Below are 18645 nucleotides of genomic sequence, written 5' to 3'. Positions count from 1 at the left end.
TAGGCTCCAAGCACCGCTTGGGGCCTTTTTTACAACAAAAATCCAAATAAATTTCGGCAAAATGTAACTTTTTGCATTTTCCTACGTATAACTTAATGAGCTTCGGTTCACAAATTTAATTTGAAGGGAAAATAAATGAGACAGTTAAAGATTACAAAACAGGTTACCAATAGGGAAACCGCTTCGTTGGACAAATATTTACAAGAAATCGGTAAAGTGGACTTGATCACCGCCGATGAAGAAGTAGAATTGGCACAGCGAATCAAGGCGGGAGACCAAATAGCCTTGGAAAAATTAACTAAAGCCAACCTCAGATTCGTGGTTTCTGTTGCAAAACAGTATCAAAACCAGGGATTGACCCTTCCTGATTTAATCAATGAGGGAAACCTGGGATTAATCAAAGCAGCCCAACGTTTTGATGAAACCCGTGGATTTAAATTTATTTCGTATGCTGTTTGGTGGATTCGCCAGTCCATTCTTCAGGCATTGGCCGAGCAATCACGTATTGTTCGTTTGCCGTTGAACAAGATTGGTTCCATTAACAAAATCAACAAGACTTTTGCTTTCTTGGAACAAGCGCATGAGCGAATTCCATCAGCAGAAGAAATTGCCAAGGAATTGGACATGACCGTTGAAGATGTAAAACAATCCTTAAAAAACTCTGGTCGCCACGTGTCCATGGATGCGCCATTAATTGATGGTGAAGACTCCAACTTATATGACGTATTGCGAAGTGGCGAATCTCCAAATCCGGATAAAGACTTGTTGCATGAATCATTGCGCACTGAGATAGAACGCGCATTGGAAACATTGACTCCAAGGGAAGCAGATGTTATCCGACTATACTTTGGACTGGCAGGTCAACATTCAATGACTTTGGAAGAAATTGGGGAAACATTCGACTTAACAAGAGAACGCGTTCGCCAGATAAAAGAAAAAGCAATCAGAAGGTTGAAACATACCTCTAGAAGCAAGATTTTAAAGACTTATTTGGGATAATCGTAAGATTATCTGCGCAAATTACAGTTAAACAAACCTTAAATTTGTTTTTTGGCAAGAAAGTTGTAATTTGTAGTCCTACAACAGTTTATCATGACTGTTCGTTTTTTGATTGATGAATAAACTCCGGCTGATTACCGGAGTTTTTTCATTTATATACCCAAACGCACTGTCAAATAAATTGACAATCCATAAGTCTTTATTGTTAAAGTCTCCCAAATTTGAAAATGATGTGCATAAATTCGAAAGCCATTCCAATAGAAGGATAGAACCAAAAATGCATTTGCTATTTTTGCGAACAGATAAAGTAAAAAATGAATTCAAAACTAGTAGCTCCTTCCCTATTGGCAGCAGATTTTGCCAACTTACAACGCGATGTAGAAATGGTGAATCAAAGTGAAGCCGATTGGTTTCATTTGGATATCATGGATGGTGTTTTTGTTCCTAATATTTCCTTCGGAATGCCTGTTATTAAAGCTATATCAGAACATGCAAAAAAGACATTGGACGTCCATTTAATGATTGTTGACCCAGACCGATATATTAAAACTTTTGCTGATCTGGGCTCCAACTACCTTACGGTGCATTACGAAGCCTGTACACATTTGCACCGTACCTTGCAGGCTATTAAAGCCGAGGGTATGAAAGCTGGTGTAGCACTCAACCCGCATACCTCTGTAAATTTGTTGGAGGACACCATCCAAGACATCGATTTGGTTTGTATGATGAGTGTAAATCCAGGTTTTGGTGGACAATCTTTTATAGAAAACACCTATCAAAAGGTCTCAGATTTAAAAAATATCATCGAAAGAAAAAATTCTAGCACCTTAATTGAAATTGACGGTGGGGTAAATGCGACCAATGCAAAAAAATTGGTGGATGCGGGGGCAGACGTTTTGGTTGCGGGTAGTTTTGTCTTCAAAAGTGAGAATCCTACCAAAACTATCAAAAACCTAAAAGAAATAATCGGTTAATGCAAGAATTTGATGTACTCATCATTGGAGGTGGCCCCATTGGAATAGCTTGTGGTCTTGAAGCGAAGAAAAAAGGACTTTCATATCTTATTGTTGAAAAAGGGCCGATTGTGAACTCGCTTTTCAACTATCCCATCAATATGCAGTTTTTCTCTTCTTCAGAACGATTGGAGATAGATAATATTCCCTTTATCAGTAAAGAAGCTAAACCTAAACGAAACGAGGCTTTGGAATATTATCGCCGGATTGTGACCTCCAACGAATTGAACATCCATCTTTTTGAAAAAGTATTGGGCGTAAAGAAGCAAGCCCAAATTTTTTCCATTAAAACGGATAAAGCCCAATATTCAGCCAAAAACATTGTTGTTGCCACAGGGTTTTACGACTTACCTAACAAGATTAATGTTCCAGGAGAGGATTTGCCAAAGGTGTCACATTATTACAAGGATCCCCATTTTTATGCAAGCCAGAAATTGGCTGTAATTGGAGCAAGTAATTCTGCCATAGATGCCGCATTAGAGTGCTGGCGTAAAGGTTCAGAAGTCACTTTGATTATCCGGGGGCCAGAGGTAGGACAACGGGTCAAATATTGGGTGCGTCCCGATATCATCAACCGTATTGAAGAAGGGAGCATAAAAGCGTATTATAATTCCAATGTTAAGGAAATTCGTCCAACAGAACTGATAATTGATACTCCAGAAGGGGAAGTGATCCTTGAAAATGATTTTGTTTTGGCCCTCACAGGCTATATGCCCAATTTTGAATTTTTAGAAAAATTGGGGATTGAACTATCCCAGGATGATAAACGCCTTCCTAAGTATAATACGGATACCATGGAGACCAACATCAATGGTTTATATTTGGCCGGTGTTATTTGTGGAGGTATGGAAACCCACAAATGGTTTATCGAGAATTCTAGGATTCACGCACCCATTATCATGGATGCCATCATCAAAAAACGTGAAGCTGCCAAATCTTGATTTTCTTTTTGTAATCAATTGTATTTGACACGACTAAGATTCCATACATTTAGGTTATGGATACATTAGCACAAGTTCATCTGGCATCCCAATATTTGGCCACTGCAGGCAAAAGTTTTTTAGAGCCTAAATCTGATGATAGCCACACCAATGTTGGCTTTTTTGCGGATGACCATACACTGCGAACATGGAATTTGGATGAAGCAGGCAGCTATTTGGCCTTTCAATACCAAAATTTTTCATTAAAATGGGTTTACATGGGTAAAGATGAGGTGTTTGCCCTTAAGGGCTGCTCTCATCGAGAGGTTGTGGATTGGATTTCAACAATGGCCTCCCAATCAAAACTTGGTAAACCATACACCTACAATTTACATTATGACTTACCTTATTCCATAAGTGATAATTTTACATTTGGACTTCCCAGTTCAGAAGAATTAGAAGAACTGATCCATTTACGGACAGTTTCTCAAAAGGCGTTGAAATCTTTTCTTGAAATAGAAAATTTAGCATCAGATATCCGAATTTGGCCCCATCACTTTGATACCGGAGCTTTTGTAGTATTGAATGACGGTTCTGGAAAATCCATCGGTATGGGCTTGGCCATTCCAGATAGTATGATTTCCGAGCATTATTTTTATATAAGTGGATATCGTGGCCATGATAGCATCGATACTTCTACATTTGAACATCTCACTAACGGTGAATGGAAAAATGAAGGCTTTAAAGGAGGGGTTTTAGGAGCGCAGAAGGTTTCAGAGAGTACAGTCGTCCAATTTTTTCAAGAAGCTTTCAAGGCCTACACCTTTTAAAACAAAAAACTGGCATTTCACTGAAATACCACCTACAAACCCTTTTTCCACTTCTGAACCATTGATAATCACATTGGTTTCCCAATCATTTAAGACCAAAATGGATATTTAAAATTGTTAGAACTGGTCCTCTATTAAATTAGGTTTACATCCGCTATTACTTCCAGTACAGCCGGTCCCTTTTGAGCAAAAAACTCATTCATGCCTTCTACCAAAGTATCTTGATTCTCGATTCTTTTTCCCCAAGCACCGCAAGATTCGGCAAATTCAGCAAAGTTTGGATTGGAAAGTGAAGTTTTCCATACATCAAACTCTCCAGCTCTTTGTTCCTTGGATATCTTTCCAAGCTCATGGTTGTTCAATACAATAAGCTTCACAGGCATATGGTATTTTACCAAAGTGGTGATTTCGGCCAAATACTGGCATAATCCTCCATCACCGGCCACGGCAACTACTGGCCTTGAATTCCCAACTGCTGTCCATGCACCAATTGCCGCTGGAAGCGCAAAACCAATGGATCCCAAATACCCTGACATCAAAAAGTCGTGTTGTTTGGACTCAAAATAGCGCCCAAAGGAGTATGCATTATTACCTACATCCACACACATCACTGCATCTTCAGGTGACAATTTGTTCATGGCCTCGAAAACGGCAATGGAACTGATTCCATTATCAGAGGTTTCCATTAATCGCTTTGCCTTTTCTGCTTTCCATATTTTCCAACGGTCCGCAATCTCCTTGGTTTGGTCAATGGTATTTATTCTACCTTTTAATTTATCTTCAAAAAGTTCTAAGGTTCTTGATATTTCACCCCAAACTGCTACTTCCACCTTATGGAATTTACTCAGGGCCAAAGGATCAAAATCCACCTGTATGATGGGTTTTTTGGATGTAATCCCTGTGTGGTTGGAAAAAGACGCTCCAAACACGATAAGCAAATCGGATTCGTTCATAAACCAAGAAGCAATCGGTGTTCCACTTCTACCTAAAACACCACCACCCAAAGGGTGGTTATCAGGAATAAGCCCCTTCCCCTTGAAAGTGGTTACTACACAAGCGTTCAAGCTTTCTGCGAATTTGGCTATACTCTTTTTATGGGCCCGTGCCCCATGACCCATAATAATAACGGGGCGTTTAGATTTTTTAATCAACTCTACTGCATCATTCAATGCTTCTTTGGGAGGGGCAATCTCCATGGAAGTAATTCGTTTTTCTGGGCTTTTTGCCCTAGCGCCAAGTTTGGCCTTTCGTTCCTGCACTTCATCTGGAAAGGTTAAATGGGAAACATCCCGTTTCAATATAGCATGTTTTACTGCGAGTGACATCAATTCTCCATGTCTGCTATCGCTTTGCACCCTATGATTGAATTCTGCAACACTACCAAAAGCTTGAACCAAGTCTACTTCTTGAAAATTTCCGGTTCCGACCACCTGTGTTGCTACTTGACCTGTTAAGGCCAATAAAGGGGCGCGGTCCACTTTTGCGTCCCACATTCCGGTAAACATGTTTGTAGCACCAGGTCCTGCAATCGAAAAACATGCAGCGGGCCTACCTGTTAATTTCCCGTAGGCCGAGGCAGCAAAAGCCGCCGCTCCTTCATGTCGGATGCCATAAAAGTTCAATTTTCCTTTTTCTTCTTGCCTTCTCATAGCGTCGGCAAATCCCAAATTGGAATGTCCCACCATTCCAAAAACTTTGGTTACGCCCCAATTCACCATAGTCTCGGCCATGATATCGGACACAGTGGTTTCATGGGCCTGTTCCTCTTCAAGTCCAACATAAATGGCATTGTCCTCTTCTTTGACTTCAAAAGTCTCTATCCCATCATCGTATCCTCCTGGCGGAAGTCCTGTGCAGGGGTGAAAATCCCAACCATGCCATGGACAACGAAGCATTCCGTTTTCAATGGATCCCTCTCCCAAAGGACCCCCTTGATGTGGACATCTATTGTCCAATGCAGAAAACTTACCTTCAAAGTGCGTCAAACAGATTCCCTTGTGCGCGGCAGTTACTGTTTTGACCCTACCTTCAGGAAGTTCATTTTTATTTTCAAGTACTTTATGCCATTTTACGTTTTTTGCAGCCATATTTCGTTATGTTTTAGCTTATTGCCATTTCTTTCACCAATTACGAGTACGATTGTTTCCAGTTAATCACATCAACCTACTACTCCTTGCTCTTTGGAGAGAAATTATTTGTCATCGATTGGAAGTGTTTTTTCAGTCGCGGTATGGATTTCTGTTATCTCCTTTCCCAAAAAATATCCTATTGCGATTCTAATCGCTATAACAATTCCCAATTTAGTAAGCTCATCGATAGTCCTATGGATCACTGAGTCAATGATATCGGCAGCAATCAAAAAATCCAGCGCCAACAGGATATACAAGCCTATTTTGGAGCGGACATTTTGTATGGAGCCAAAGAAATCGTCCTTTCTTTTTAGTGTAACCTCGGTTTTAATTAGTTGAATCAGCCCTTTAGCAAAACCGTACATTAAAACAACCACCCCAATGTAACTGACAATTTCACTTAAAAGGGACAATCCGTCCTTAATCTGCTCCATGATTCTCCATTAAACCATTAATATCTAACCCTGCAGGATGGACACTTAACCCCGGAACTATCTGTTTTCAATCGAATCCCATCCACGTGGTTCACTATGAAATCCTGGACAAAAGCATAGTTCTCCCCATGGTTATTGACGTTTATCTGTTTGTCTTTGAATATTTCCCTGAACTGACCGTCATAATCTTGTGTTCCCCAACAATTGGGGCAAACACCTTCGGGAGCTTTCAAGTTTTCCCCTTTATCTTTTTTGGTAAAGTAGCTTAAAATTGAACTATAGAGACTCATAAGATCATGGGTTTGTTCCGGCATATGGGATACCAGTCAGTTTATGTATATCTAAGTCAAAAGTACTTAAATCCTGCGCGTTGAACTTGTTTATATCATCATAACCACATGCACGCGCCACTACTTTGATCAAATCATTTGTAGCACTGAAAAAATTATATAACTGCTTGGCTGAGGCGTCAATAATCAATCTACTCCGCAGGTTCTCTTTTTGGGTTGCGATACCCACTGGACAATTGTTGGTGCCGCATGCCCGCATGCCCAAACATCCAACCGCCTGGATAGCAGCATTGGAAACGGCAATGGCATCGGCTCCCAACATCATTGCTTTTGAGAAGTCTTCGGCTATTCGAAGTCCACCTGTAATGACCAAGGTCACATCTTTAGCACCCACTTTATCCAAATATTTTCTAGCTCTGGCCAATGCCGGAATTGTCGGAACATTTATGTTATCTCGAAGAATGGTCGGCGCAGAACCGGTTCCTCCTCCTCTTCCATCCAAAATGATGTAGTCCACGCCTACATCCAACGCAAATTGGATATCTTTTTCAATATGGCTCGCCGCAATTTTAAATCCAATGGGGATTCCCCCTGTGCGTTCCCTTACTTTTTCGGCAAAGGACTTAAAGTCCTCTACCCCATGAAAATCTGGAAATGTAGCCGGACTAATTGCTGTCTGGCCTTCTTTTAATCCTCTAACCTCTGCAATCTCCTTGCTCACCTTGTTTCCGGGAAGGTGTCCTCCCGTACCTGTTTTTGCGCCCTGTCCTCCCTTAAAATGAAATGCCTGAACATTGTCCAACTTGTCCCAAGAAAAACCAAATTGGGCGGAGGCCAGTTCATAAAAATATCTAGAGTTGTTCTTTTGCTCATCGGGCAGCATCCCTCCTTCACCGGAGCAAATCCCGGTGCCGGCCATCTCCGCACCTTTGGACAATGCTATTTTGGCTTCTCGCGACAAAGCCCCAAAGCTCATATCGCTCACAAAAAGCGGTATATCCAAAACCAATGGTTTTTTTGCTTTTGGTCCAATAGTTACTTTAGTGGCAACTTCTTCGTGGTCCAATAAAGGTCTTGTGGCCAATTGGGCAGGTAAGAACTGGATGTCATTCCATTTAGGAAGGGTATTTCTATCCACTCCCATGGATGCAGAGAATCCGTGATGTCCTAAATTCTTCAAGCCATTTCTGGCCAATTCCTTGATGTAACCAGTATATGGTTCGGTATCTTCAGGATGGGTATCGGCATAAGTGCCCAAATAAGCATCCCGGTCAAAAGGTTGTGGATGCTCTTTTTCAAAAGCATTTACCTCATTTTCATCGACTTGAAGTGAATCACCATCAATATATTCCCGGAATTTGTGCAATTGCTCATCATTGTTGTACTCACTAATCCCCGTATCATATCGATAATCCCATCCATGAACGCCACAAATAAGATTTTGCCCTGCTATATGTCCATCCGCCAAAAGGGCACCTCGATGGTGGCAGCGGCCATATAAGACAGATACTCCTGTTTCGTGTTTTATTATGACTAAATCTGTGTTTTTGACTAAGGCGTAGGTAGGTTTTTTTTCTTCAAGGTTGGAAATCTTGGCAATCTCAATAAGCTTTTGTGACATTGTTGGTTCAGTATTTTGGGTTAGTTGAATTAACTTTTAGGTCGAACAATTTTAATTCGCATTACAACAGTAAGTTAAGACTAATACACATACTTTCTACCAAAAACCAAAGCAATATGTCGTCTGCGGTAAGTATTGTTCAGTTTTTTTCAAAAGAAAACCCAAGAACGCTTTGTCCTTGGGTCTCTTATTTCAAAAAGTTGATTTAGCTAAGTATTTTTTTAATCTTGCTTATTGGGAAGCACATAGGTGCCGTTTTCCAGCCTTAAGATATTTAATGGATTAGCAGTTTTTAACTCGTCTGGGAGCAACACGTCTGGGTAATTCTGATAACAAATAGGTCTTGTAAACCTAGTAATGGCAGCGGTACCTACAGATGTCATGCGTGCATCTGAAGTGGCGGGAAAAGGTCCGCCATGTACCATAGAATGACATACTTCCACTCCTGTTGGGAAACCATTGATCAACAATCTACCCACTTTTCGCTCTAAAATTTTAAGCAGGTCGGCGTACTCAACCAAATCCGCTTCCGTACCTTGAACAGTAGCCGTAAGGTGTCCGTTCAGTCCTTTAGCTATTTTGATCATCTCATTTTTATCTTGAGTTCGTACCAAGAGTGTGGATGGGCCAAAAACCTCTTCTTCCAATTCTTTGTCCGAAAGAAAACTATCTGCAGAAACAGAAAGAACTTCCGGCACGCCTTGCGCTTCATGTTCAGTCTTTTTTCCAGAGGAAATAGATTCAACAGCTCCTTTTGACTTTAATTTTTCAAGTCCTGAGTTGTATGCCTTATGGATGGATGCGGTAAGCATTGTTGCCGATTCGGCATCAGCAATACTTTCCTTTAGTACGTTCTCAAAAAGATTGCCTTCTTCTTGATCTGGAACAATAGTCAATCCTGGATTGGTACAAAACTGCCCCACACCCAATTGCACGGAACCGGATAAGCCAGTTGCCAATGCTTCATGATTTGCTTTTAACGCACCCGGGAGCACAAAAACTGGGTTGGTACTTCCCATTTCTGCATAAACTGGAATGGGCTCTTCGCGTCTGGCAGCTTCATCAAATAAGGATTTGCCTCCTCTAAAAGAACCTGTAAAACCGATAGCTTTTATTAAAGGGTGCCTAACAACCGCCTGTCCTACAGCAATGGAAGCGCCCTGAACCATGGAGAATACCCCATTGGGCATTTCACATTTCTTGGCGGCCTTGATAATTGCTGTTCCAACCAATTCCGAAGTGCCAGGATGGGCAGGGTGCGCTTTCACCACTACAGTACAACCAGCGGCCAGCGCTGAAGCTGTATCGCCACCAGCAGCGGAAAAAGCCAAGGGAAAATTACTTGCTCCAAAGACGCCAACAGGCCCCAATGCAATCTGCATTTGTCGTGTATCCGGTTTGGGCACAGGTGTTCTGTTTGGATCAGCGGTATCAATTCTAGCATCTACCCATGATCCATCGCGCAATAAAGAAGCAAAAAGTCGTAATTGACCAGTGGTTCGACCCAACTCGCCAGTCAACCTTCCGGCCGGTAATCCCGTCTCCTGCGAACCGATTGTAACAATGTCCTGTTCCAAAACAGCTAATTCATCGGCTATCGTTTCTAAAAAAACGGCCTTTTCCACACCTGTTTTCTCCCGATATGATGTAAAAGCTGTTTCAGCAAGTTTAATGGCCTGATCCACCTCTTGTAAAGTAGCTTCATGATAGGAAGTTTTCAATTGTTCCCCTGTGGATGGGTCGCTTGCATAAAAAAGGGTGTCTCCTTTTGCTGAGCTAGCTCCACCCAGTATATTTTTACCAGTCAATTCCATTGTCAATAAGGATTGGTTTAATGGTTATCAATGATTTGAAAAACGAAGACAAATGTATTTAATCCAGCTTTAAATGCAATTATTTTGAGAGCATATCCACATCAACCACGGTTCTAAATCCCAAATGTCCCATTGACGAATCCATGGTGGAGGCCATTCTAGCCGAAATTCGATAGCTTGCACAATAGGAATCACTACATAAAAACGACCCTCCCCGAATCACTTTTTCCTTCGCATAAGGGTTGTTAGGATTATAGGGCCTTTCCGCTCCCTTAGGGTTACGCACTATTCCTTGCACCAAAAGTTCCTGATAATACTTTGGGTTGTACCAATCATTGGTCCATTCCCAAACATTTCCTGACATATCATAGAGTCCAAAATCGTTGGCTGGGAATGTTGCAACGGGTGAACTTCCCTCAAAACCATCAATTTTGGTGTTCTCTACCGGAAATTCTCCTTCCCATGTATTGGAATGCTTTGATAGTTCTGCAACATCATTTCCCCAAAAGAAAGTGGCGCCAGATTTTCCACCTCTTGCTGCATATTCCCATTCTGCTTCTGTAGGTAATCTTCGATTGGACCATTTACAATAAGCCAAAGCATCTTCATATGAGATGTGGACCACTGGATGATCGTCTTTTCCCTTGATGGAACTTCCGGGACCTTCTGGATTTTTCCAACTTGTTCCAATAGACCATGTCCACCATTGGGAAAAATCGTATAAGTTAGGGACGGATGATTTCGTTTTCTTGAAAACTAATGATCCTGGTTGAAGAATTGAATCCGGTGGCTTGGGGGTTCCTTCGGGGAGTTGTTTTTTGAGTTCTTCCCAATCTGGAATACGTTCGGCCACGGTAACATAACCCGTTTCCTTCACAAATTTTGAAAACTTGGCATTGGTTACCAAAGTAGTATCCATGAAAAATCCATCCATCGCCACTTCGTGTGCCGGTTTTTCATGATGCATTGCTTCAGTGTCTTGTGGAACCGCACCTTGTTTAAAAGTTCCTCCCGGAATCCAAATCATACCTTCTGGAACTTCAATATTTGAAGGTACTTTCTTTATAAGGTCTAATGTATCTATTCCCTTTTCTTTGGTCTCAACCGTTCTACTCTCCCTTTGTTTAGCTGTGTTTTTCTTATCTCCGCAAGACATCATAATCGTTAACAGAGGTGCTAAACACATGATTCGCAAAGCCTGTTTAAAAAATGGGGTTGAAGCCATGAAGTAGATGGTGTTTTTTATTATAAATGACACCAAAGGTAAATCATAATTATATTTAGAATTTGCAATAATTGTGTTTTTTCTATATACCTTGACTTCAAAACCTATTTGTAAGCCCTATCCATAATTTGATGAGCTAATGCAACGACGAAAATTTGTTAAAAAGGGAACCCTAATCTCCATATCAGCTCTTTTGGGAGCAGAAATTGTATATGGCAAAACGCTCCCCCTCGATTACGATATTCTGGGGCTGCAAGATCCCGACCCGTTTAAAATGTTCAAGAAAGACAACCAAATGGTTGTTTTAAACGATAAACCATGGAATATTGAGGCGCAAGCCCATTTATTGGACGACAAAATTACTCCTAACAAATACATGTTTATCAGAAACAATGGTATTATCCCACAAAATATCACTGTAGATGATTGGACGCTGACTTTTGATGGGGAATCCGTGTCTCAAAAGAAAACGTATACCCTAAAGGAGCTAAAAGCGAATTTTCAGCATCATACTTATCAACTTACACTTGAGTGTGGTGGAAATGGTAGAAGCGAATTTGACCCGCCAGCCAAGGGTAACCAATGGACAGTTGGTGCGGTTTCCTGTGCTGAATGGACAGGTATTCGACTTAAGGACGTTCTAGATGATGTAGGTATCAAAAGGGATGCTGTCTATATTGGGTACCATGCTGCTGACACACATTTAAGTGGTGACCCGAACAAAGAGCCTATCTCAAGGGGAGTTCCCATGGCCAAGGCTTTACAAGATGAAACTCTCCTAGCCTTTGAAATGAACGGGGAAGCTATTCCATTGGCTCATGGGTATCCACTTCGATTGATTGCTGGTGGGTGGCCAGCATCAGCATCTGGAAAGTGGTTGAAAGGCATCAGTATCCGAAACAAAGTGCATGATGGCTCAAAAATGACTGGAACGGCATATCGAGTCCCCTGTAAACCTGTGCCTCCTGGAGATAAGGTGGAAGACGATAATATGTGCATCATAGAATCCATGCCCATTAAATCCCTGATAACCTATCCAAAAAGTGGAGCTATTATAAAAGAAGGACAGTCTTTAAAAATACGTGGACATGCCTGGGCAGGTGAATTAAATGTTTCCAAAGTAGAATTCTCCATTGATTTTGGAAGTACCTGGAAACGCTGTTCTTTGGAAAAAGCTGTCAATCGATTGGCTTGGCAACATTTTAATGCAAATGTCCAATTCCCACAGAAAGGGTATTATGAAGTTTGGGTCAGAGCCACAGATTCTCTAGGCGTCTCTCAACCTATGGTCCTGCCAGGATGGAACCCGAAGGGTTATTTGAACAATGCCTGTCATCGAATCGCCATAAAAGTTAGTTGATGGACAATCACACAAGGTATAGAAAAAGTGTTAAACAGGTATTTCGGTTGATGTATCTGGTGTTTTTTGTTTTTGTGGTTTTAGCAGGATTTCTGGTATATGTTATGGTTGACCCTTCGTTTTCGACATTCAAAAGTGATTCCAACAGCACCTACATAACCGTTTCAGAACAAGATGAAGCCGATTTTGATAACATTGAAAATGGTGTACATCTACGCACAGGTCTTGTTGAAGGAGATGGTTTAATATTGGTTGTCAATAACTGCACAAACTGCCATTCCGCTAAATTGGTAACCCAAAATCGTATGAGCAAAGAGCAATGGTCCGCTACCATTAGATGGATGCAGGAAACCCAAAACCTATGGGATCTTGGGAAAAACGAAGAAATCATTGTAACTTATTTGGCCACCCACTATGCTCCCAAAAAGGGAGGCAGACGCCCAAACCTCAACACTATTGACTGGTACAAATTAGAAGATCATTGACCTTTTTTTGTCGCATGGTTTACTTTTTCAAAAGCACTTTCATCATAGATTTGGCAGAGGCACTTCCAATTTCAGATATTCTTTCTTTTGGTGTACTATCTCCTATTTCATAGGTGACTCCGGTAGCATTTTGTCCATATAAAAACCAGCCTTTGGACACAGGACTGGTACTATTTGCAGCAGCTTCGTTCACTTTATAACCTTCAATGTTTTTCTCCAAGCTCTCAAACCAATCATCAATAAAATTGGGTAAAGTTGTTCCCTCCCGCTTTACGTTGGTATAAAAGACGTCTTCATAGGTTGAGTGAAAATCCAAGCCTAAAATAATCCTGCCCTTACTCTCTTTACTGGTCTCTGTTATGAAAGATACCACGTTCTTGATTTCGGGTTGTCTATATTTTGACCAATCCCGATTTAGATCAACCCCATTGGCATTATGTCTCCAGTGGCCCAGATCCACTCCATCTGGATTTAGGATTGGAAAGGCCAAAACCCTAAATTTATTTAAAAACTCAGTTGAAAGCGCTGATTTGTCAACAATGGTTGCAAGAAAATGCTGGTAAGCAAAATATCCTGTCACTTCTGGTGGATGCTGTCTGGTCAACAAAACAATGATGGGTTTACCTTCCGGGTTTCCATTGTAAATATCCAATACGGGCATGTTTTTGCCCAACTGTGTGGTCCCAGTGCTTTTTAAGCGCACAAAACTGTTGGATGCCACTATATGCTCCATAAACCACTCCTGAACATCTTTAGATGCATTTATTTCTTGGGCAGCGATGGTCTGGGGTTCGGCATCTACATCTAGTTTTAAAAATAAATCATTATCGACACGGATCAAATCCAAGGAATCCATAATACTCCATTGCCCTTTATTTTTCCTTTTGGGAATATATCGATGATCAAAGCCTTCTGGATAATCGAAACCAAAATAGATTTTTTTTGGAGTATCTGACCAAGTCTTAAACGCGTAATAGGGGCTATTGTTTATTGGAAAGTTTTCTGGGTCAAATTTTAGTACGATGGTGGAGTCATTAAGTTGGGAGGCACCATTAAGGTGGGCTCCATCAAACTCATTGCTCAACCAAACTCCCAAATCTTTGAACTTATAGGTCTTTTTTATTTGATATGTAATTGGTTTGTTTGTTGTATCAACCGGTTTGTTGAATTTCACTTTTTTAGGCGAAGTACAATTCACCAAAACTGTAGCAGCAATAATGGATAAAAAGTGTTTTGTTAATTGAAGGTTATTTATATAAACATTTTTCATGTGCTATTTTTTTGTTAGTTAATCTACCTTGTTCAAAGGATAGTTATCATCCCAATTTTTAATCTTGGGCTCTCTTAATTTGCCAACGGATTTTGCAACCACCATTGATACCGCTCCGTCACCGGTAACGTTAACCATGGTTCTGCACATATCCAATGGTCTATCTACTGCGAAAATGAGTGCCAGTCCTGCCTCGGGGATACCGGCATAGCCCATAACCCCAACCAACATGACCATACCCGCCCCGGGCACTGCTGCCGACCCAATAGATGCCAAGGTTGCAGTGGCAATAATTCCCAATTGCGTTGAAAAGTCAAGATCCATACCGAATGCCTGGGCTATAAAAACAGCGGCAACGGCCTGGTAAAGACTGGTTCCGTCCATATTTATAGTTGCTCCAATAGGTAGAACAAAGCTTGCAGCTTCTTCTTCAACTCCTAAGTGTTCGGTCACCCGTTCCATGGTCACAGGTAATGTTGCAGCGCTTGAACTGGTGGAAAAAGCCAGTAATTGCGCCGGCGAAATACCATTGATAAAAAAGCGAGGAGTTTTTTTAGTTATGAGGTACACCAATAAGGTATAAATGCAAATCATTATAAACAATCCGACAACAACGGTAAAGGAATACCATGCCAATGCTTTAAATAGATCCACGCTTGGTGCCTCGACCACTATGGCAGCCAATAGGGCAAATACACCAAAGGGCGCAGCAAGCATAATAAGATCCACCATTTTTAGGATCACTTCATTGAATCCGTCAAAGAAATGTTTGACTGTACTACCAACTTCGGACGGAATCAATATCAATCCTATTCCAAAAAAGACCGCAAAAAAGATGACCTGTAACATATTTCGGTTACTAGTGGCTGAAGCAAATATGTTATCGGTGACCAAATCTTCCAGTGGCTTGAGAGGACCAGCTTCTTTTTGCTGCCTTGCTGTTTCTTTGTAAGTCTGGGTATTGTCAGTATAATTGCTCACCATTTCGGTTCTGGTGGATTCGGTAATGGACTTTCCTGGCTTTATAACATTGACCAAGAACAACCCTATTGTTACTGCAATTATGGTCGTGGCCAGATAGATTCCTATGGTCCTTCCACCCATTTTGGAGAGTTTTGAAATATCCTTCAAATCAGAAACTCCTTTTATGAGGGCTGCCAAGATCAATGGGATGGCAATCAACTTTAGAGCATTTATGAATATTTTCCCGAACGGTTTGATCCAATCCTGAACAATTCCTTTGCCGCCATCGAACATTGACATCAGTAGGCCTAATAAAACGCCCAATATCATCCCTATCAAAATTCTCCAGTGAAGTGCAAGTTTTAGTTTCATCGAAATATGAGTTGTTTGGTTGGTTTATAAATCAGTTGAAAACAGTGCCAAGAGCGTTGTTCATTTTAGTCCATCCTGCTTCATTGTTCCTCAACTTGGACCTTTCCTGCTCTACATGGATAAATCGTCCTGTAGTACCAGTTGCCGAAACTGAACAGGGATCGGCGGAATTATTGATCAATCGACCTTGGGTATTGGTAAACCCTATCAGTCTGGTCCAATCTGTATCTATATGAGCTATTTTAAAAGTCAATGATGCATCTTCAACCAATAATGCATCCCTTAAATCTGCAGCATAATCGGTAGCTGGTGTTTCACGGGTACCGTTGCTCAGAATTACATAGGGATCACTGGCTTTTTTTCCAAAACCGTGTAACTGAACAAAAACCGTATTGGCAATAGCATTAAAAACATTTTCAGTTGTTTTTTGAAAGACCGAAGTGGTATTATGGGCCAAATCTGAAATTCTATACGGCTCTGAACCTGAATTACAGGTACTTGTCGTTCCTGAACAAGAGGAAGCAGTGTTATGGTTGCATCGATGGGTACCACTGATAAAAACAGCTTTTGCAACATTATTCTTAAAGCAATGGACTGCTTGTTTCCCGGTATTGATATCGTTTTTAATATGTGGTGCTTGCAGAACAAGATTGTCTATAATCGGTGTTTTGCTAAAAACGTAGGTGCCCCAGTGATTGCTTTTTGAACTTCTTTCTTCCACAATGTAGAAGACTTGGTTTGGGGTCATCGAAGTATCGGTAAACTCGTTTATTTGATAATTGACCTCAGCGGCCTTGAGTACAGCTTCATCAATATCATCTAATAAAATAGCATCTATCACCAGGTTCCATATATTCAATTGTTCTGTTGAGGGTTGTTGATAATCATTGCCGGAATCCCCTGGTACTGTGTCAATCAAATTCCCCAAATAGGTTTCAATATCGCCAGAGGTCGTAACAAGAACAGCAGCGTTATCCTCAGTTTGGACATTGATGGTATTGCTAAAGTCCGATTCGTTACCCGCTGCATCCCTAGCTTTTACTTTAAAGGTGTATCCGGTATCAGCTGTCAGGCCGTTTACGATATGTGAAGTTGACTGAATCGATACCAGAGCAACATCATTTTGATAAATGCTATAGTTGGCCACACCCACATTATCCGTCGAAGCCGTCCAGCTCAATTCTGTTGATGCAATTGCAGTATTGGATGCTGAAAGATTTGATGGCGGCGACGGGGGAACCGTATCTTCCTGTGTCGGTTCACCTGAAGAAGCATCATTGGAACAGGCATTAATAGCAACAAATACCATTAAAAATAGATATCGAAGAATTTTCATAATGAGATGATTATCTAAATTTTGCTTTCCTCTTTTAAATCTTTTGTCTTGTTGCTTGTCTCATTAAAATTCTGCATCAATTGGTATACATATGGAATCTGTTTTTGAAAGCGGTTCAAAATATCATCTGAAATGTTATCCCTACTAAAGGGAACTACTTTTACATATTCTTGAATCTCTCCTGCATTTCTGCCATACTTGAAATCGTACGGAAAACGACCGGTATCATCAATCACATTTGCCTCGTTATCCTTGTTGGCGACACTTATATAAAACTCACTTTGTTTCATATTACCACTAGGATTAAACAAGGATTCTCTTTTTAAATGCTCATGCAATTCCTTGGCCGTATCCACCGCTGGATCTATAAGCTTAATGTCGGGCACCATTAAATTTCTATATAGGTAATTGCCCTCTTTCCCTTTGTAGTTATAGAGTTCTTCCAATATTTCTGAAATCTCATTGGTCATATACGGGTAATGGGTACATCCCAGTATCAAAGATTTAAGTTGGTTCTTAGTCCCCGATTGTCTGATCTGTTCCATCAGTGTCACCAAATGGTAGCGCACATAGTTTTTTGCATCATTGATCTGAAGAATGGAACAATCATCTGTTTTTTCGCTATCGCATAGCATTTTGCTATCGTCAAAATCAAAATTGTAGATATCAAAAAGCGTTCTGTCTATCTTAACACCACCATCTAAACTTGGCCCTTTGTATGAATTACGGGGTTTTTTAAGGTTCTTGTCAAAATAATCCGGGTCCTCATCGACTGCCTCCGCTATGCCCACACCGCCTTGGGAAAACACCTCAATTTTTCCTGAATAACCCAATTCATCCTTCATTTCCAATAGGGTGTTGCGATATCCCTTGGAAGCTACTGTTCCAGCGGTTGCCAATACTCCAACAATGGCGTCTTCGTCTTTTTTTATGCTCTCCAAAGTGCCCCGAACGCCTGCATCGATCACCCCGATGACTTTAATCCCTGAATTGGCCCTCTCCAAAAATTCTTCGATATAGTCTTTACCATAAGCCGTTGCCGTATTGCAAGCTATCACCAAAGCCTTGACCGGTTGCTTGTCCGTATTCACTGAAGCATCCAATGCATTGGAATAGTATTTGTTGCCCAATAAAAATTGGGCATCTTTAATAATGTGTTCGTTCAATAGATCCACTTTGTCAACACTGGAATAGTTTCCATATGGCATATTGGCCTGATCCCCTAAGTAGATAAAAGACTCTTTGTTAAAATCTAGCTCGCCATCACTACCTTTTTCATATGAATTGTTCTGATTCTGGTCATAGTTTACAATGGCTTTTAAGACAGTCAATCCGCCAGTTCCTGAATCAAAAACCCCAATAGGTAGGGTTTTATCATTTGAGGGGTAATTTTTAAAGTCAATATGATAGAAATTTTCTTCATCATTGATGATGGTGTTGACAATATCTCCTTTGGATACTTCCGGCTTTTCAAGCTTATCGGTTTCGACCTTTTTTTTGCAGTTAACCACTGCCAAGACCGTCAAAACAGAGATGAATATTTTTACTTTTTTCATGATCATTTGTGTTTTTATATTGTTTGAT

Annotated in this window: 16 protein-coding genes; 6 read left to right on the top strand and 10 right to left on the bottom strand. The window is 40.8% G+C overall.

Annotated features, from left to right (window positions below):
- The first annotated feature begins 135 nt into the window (after window positions 1-135).
- The 4 genes from ACULLG_RS07730 (at window position 136) to ACULLG_RS07715 (ending at window position 3762) form a co-directional block, all read left to right on the top strand.
- Window positions 136-999 (top strand): sigma-70 family RNA polymerase sigma factor, encoded by an 864-nt coding sequence (locus ACULLG_RS07730; protein WP_055393867.1) that lies wholly within the window; start codon window positions 136-138, stop codon window positions 997-999.
- A gap of 314 nt (window positions 1000-1313) precedes the next feature.
- Window positions 1314-1973, top strand: a complete 660-nt coding sequence (gene rpe / locus ACULLG_RS07725) for a ribulose-phosphate 3-epimerase (RefSeq protein ID WP_452126193.1) — start codon at window positions 1314-1316, stop codon at window positions 1971-1973.
- The gene (locus ACULLG_RS07720) at window positions 1973-2953 is read left to right on the top strand and encodes a YpdA family putative bacillithiol disulfide reductase (protein WP_452126192.1); all 981 of its coding nucleotides are present in this window, start codon (window positions 1973-1975) and stop codon (window positions 2951-2953) included. Before rpe ends, ACULLG_RS07720 begins: the two co-directional genes overlap by 1 nt.
- A gap of 56 nt (window positions 2954-3009) precedes the next feature.
- Complete coding sequence (locus ACULLG_RS07715) at window positions 3010-3762, top strand: hypothetical protein (protein ID WP_452126191.1); 753 nt, start codon at window positions 3010-3012, stop codon at window positions 3760-3762.
- A 134-nt stretch (window positions 3763-3896) separates the two neighbouring features.
- Here the strand turns inward: ACULLG_RS07715 and ACULLG_RS07710 are convergent, their stop codons facing one another.
- The 6 genes from ACULLG_RS07710 to ACULLG_RS07685 form a co-directional block, all read right to left on the bottom strand.
- Window positions 3897-5849, bottom strand: a complete 1953-nt coding sequence (locus ACULLG_RS07710) for a thiamine pyrophosphate-binding protein (protein ID WP_452126190.1) — start codon at window positions 5847-5849, stop codon at window positions 3897-3899.
- A gap of 104 nt (window positions 5850-5953) precedes the next feature.
- Complete coding sequence (locus ACULLG_RS07705) at window positions 5954-6325, bottom strand: DUF1622 domain-containing protein (RefSeq protein WP_452126189.1); 372 nt, start codon at window positions 6323-6325, stop codon at window positions 5954-5956.
- Window positions 6326-6342: 17 nt separating this feature from the next.
- Window positions 6343-6615, bottom strand: coding sequence for a hypothetical protein (locus ACULLG_RS07700; RefSeq protein ID WP_452126188.1), 273 nt, complete (start codon window positions 6613-6615; stop codon window positions 6343-6345).
- Between the two features lie 4 nt (window positions 6616-6619).
- Entirely contained in the window at window positions 6620-8236 is a 1617-nt protein-coding gene (locus ACULLG_RS07695; protein ID WP_452126187.1) for a glutamate synthase-related protein, read from the bottom strand.
- Between the two features lie 221 nt (window positions 8237-8457).
- Window positions 8458-10050: an aldehyde dehydrogenase (NADP(+)) gene (locus ACULLG_RS07690; protein ID WP_452126186.1), complete on the bottom strand. Its 1593-nt coding sequence runs from the start codon at window positions 10048-10050 to the stop codon at window positions 8458-8460.
- A 79-nt stretch (window positions 10051-10129) separates the two neighbouring features.
- Window positions 10130-11275, bottom strand: a complete 1146-nt coding sequence (locus tag ACULLG_RS07685) for a formylglycine-generating enzyme family protein (protein ID WP_452126185.1) — start codon at window positions 11273-11275, stop codon at window positions 10130-10132.
- 139 nt (window positions 11276-11414) lie between these two features.
- Here ACULLG_RS07685 and ACULLG_RS07680 point away from each other — a divergent pair, with 139 nt between their 5' ends.
- Together ACULLG_RS07680 and ACULLG_RS07675 are read left to right on the top strand one after the other, a co-directional pair.
- Window positions 11415-12635, top strand: a complete 1221-nt coding sequence (locus ACULLG_RS07680; RefSeq protein ID WP_452126184.1) for a sulfite oxidase — start codon at window positions 11415-11417, stop codon at window positions 12633-12635.
- Window positions 12635-13120 (top strand): monoheme cytochrome C, encoded by a 486-nt coding sequence (locus tag ACULLG_RS07675; RefSeq protein ID WP_452126183.1) that lies wholly within the window; start codon window positions 12635-12637, stop codon window positions 13118-13120. Before ACULLG_RS07680 ends, ACULLG_RS07675 begins: the two co-directional genes overlap by 1 nt.
- 19 nt (window positions 13121-13139) lie before the next feature.
- Here the strand turns inward: ACULLG_RS07675 and ACULLG_RS07670 are convergent, their stop codons facing one another.
- From ACULLG_RS07670 to ACULLG_RS07655, 4 genes are read right to left on the bottom strand one after another with little or no spacing between them, the layout of a single operon-like run.
- Window positions 13140-14390 (bottom strand): M14 family metallopeptidase, encoded by a 1251-nt coding sequence (locus ACULLG_RS07670; RefSeq protein ID WP_452126182.1) that lies wholly within the window; start codon window positions 14388-14390, stop codon window positions 13140-13142.
- Window positions 14391-14408: 18 nt separating this feature from the next.
- Entirely contained in the window at window positions 14409-15725 is a 1317-nt protein-coding gene (locus ACULLG_RS07665; protein WP_452126181.1) for a dicarboxylate/amino acid:cation symporter, read from the bottom strand.
- A 31-nt stretch (window positions 15726-15756) separates the two neighbouring features.
- Window positions 15757-17061 carry a fibronectin type III domain-containing protein gene (locus tag ACULLG_RS07660; protein WP_452126180.1) on the bottom strand — a complete coding sequence of 435 codons (1305 nt, stop codon included), beginning with the start codon at window positions 17059-17061 and terminating at the stop codon, window positions 15757-15759.
- Window positions 17062-17075: 14 nt separating this feature from the next.
- On the bottom strand, window positions 17076-18617 hold the full coding sequence (locus ACULLG_RS07655; protein WP_452126179.1) for a glutamate racemase: 1542 nt from the start codon (window positions 18615-18617) through the stop codon (window positions 17076-17078).
- Window positions 18618-18645 lie beyond the last annotated feature (28 nt).

Source organism: Flagellimonas sp. 2504JD1-5 (assembly GCF_053618295.1).
This window is presented reverse-complemented; position numbering and strand designations above follow the sequence as displayed.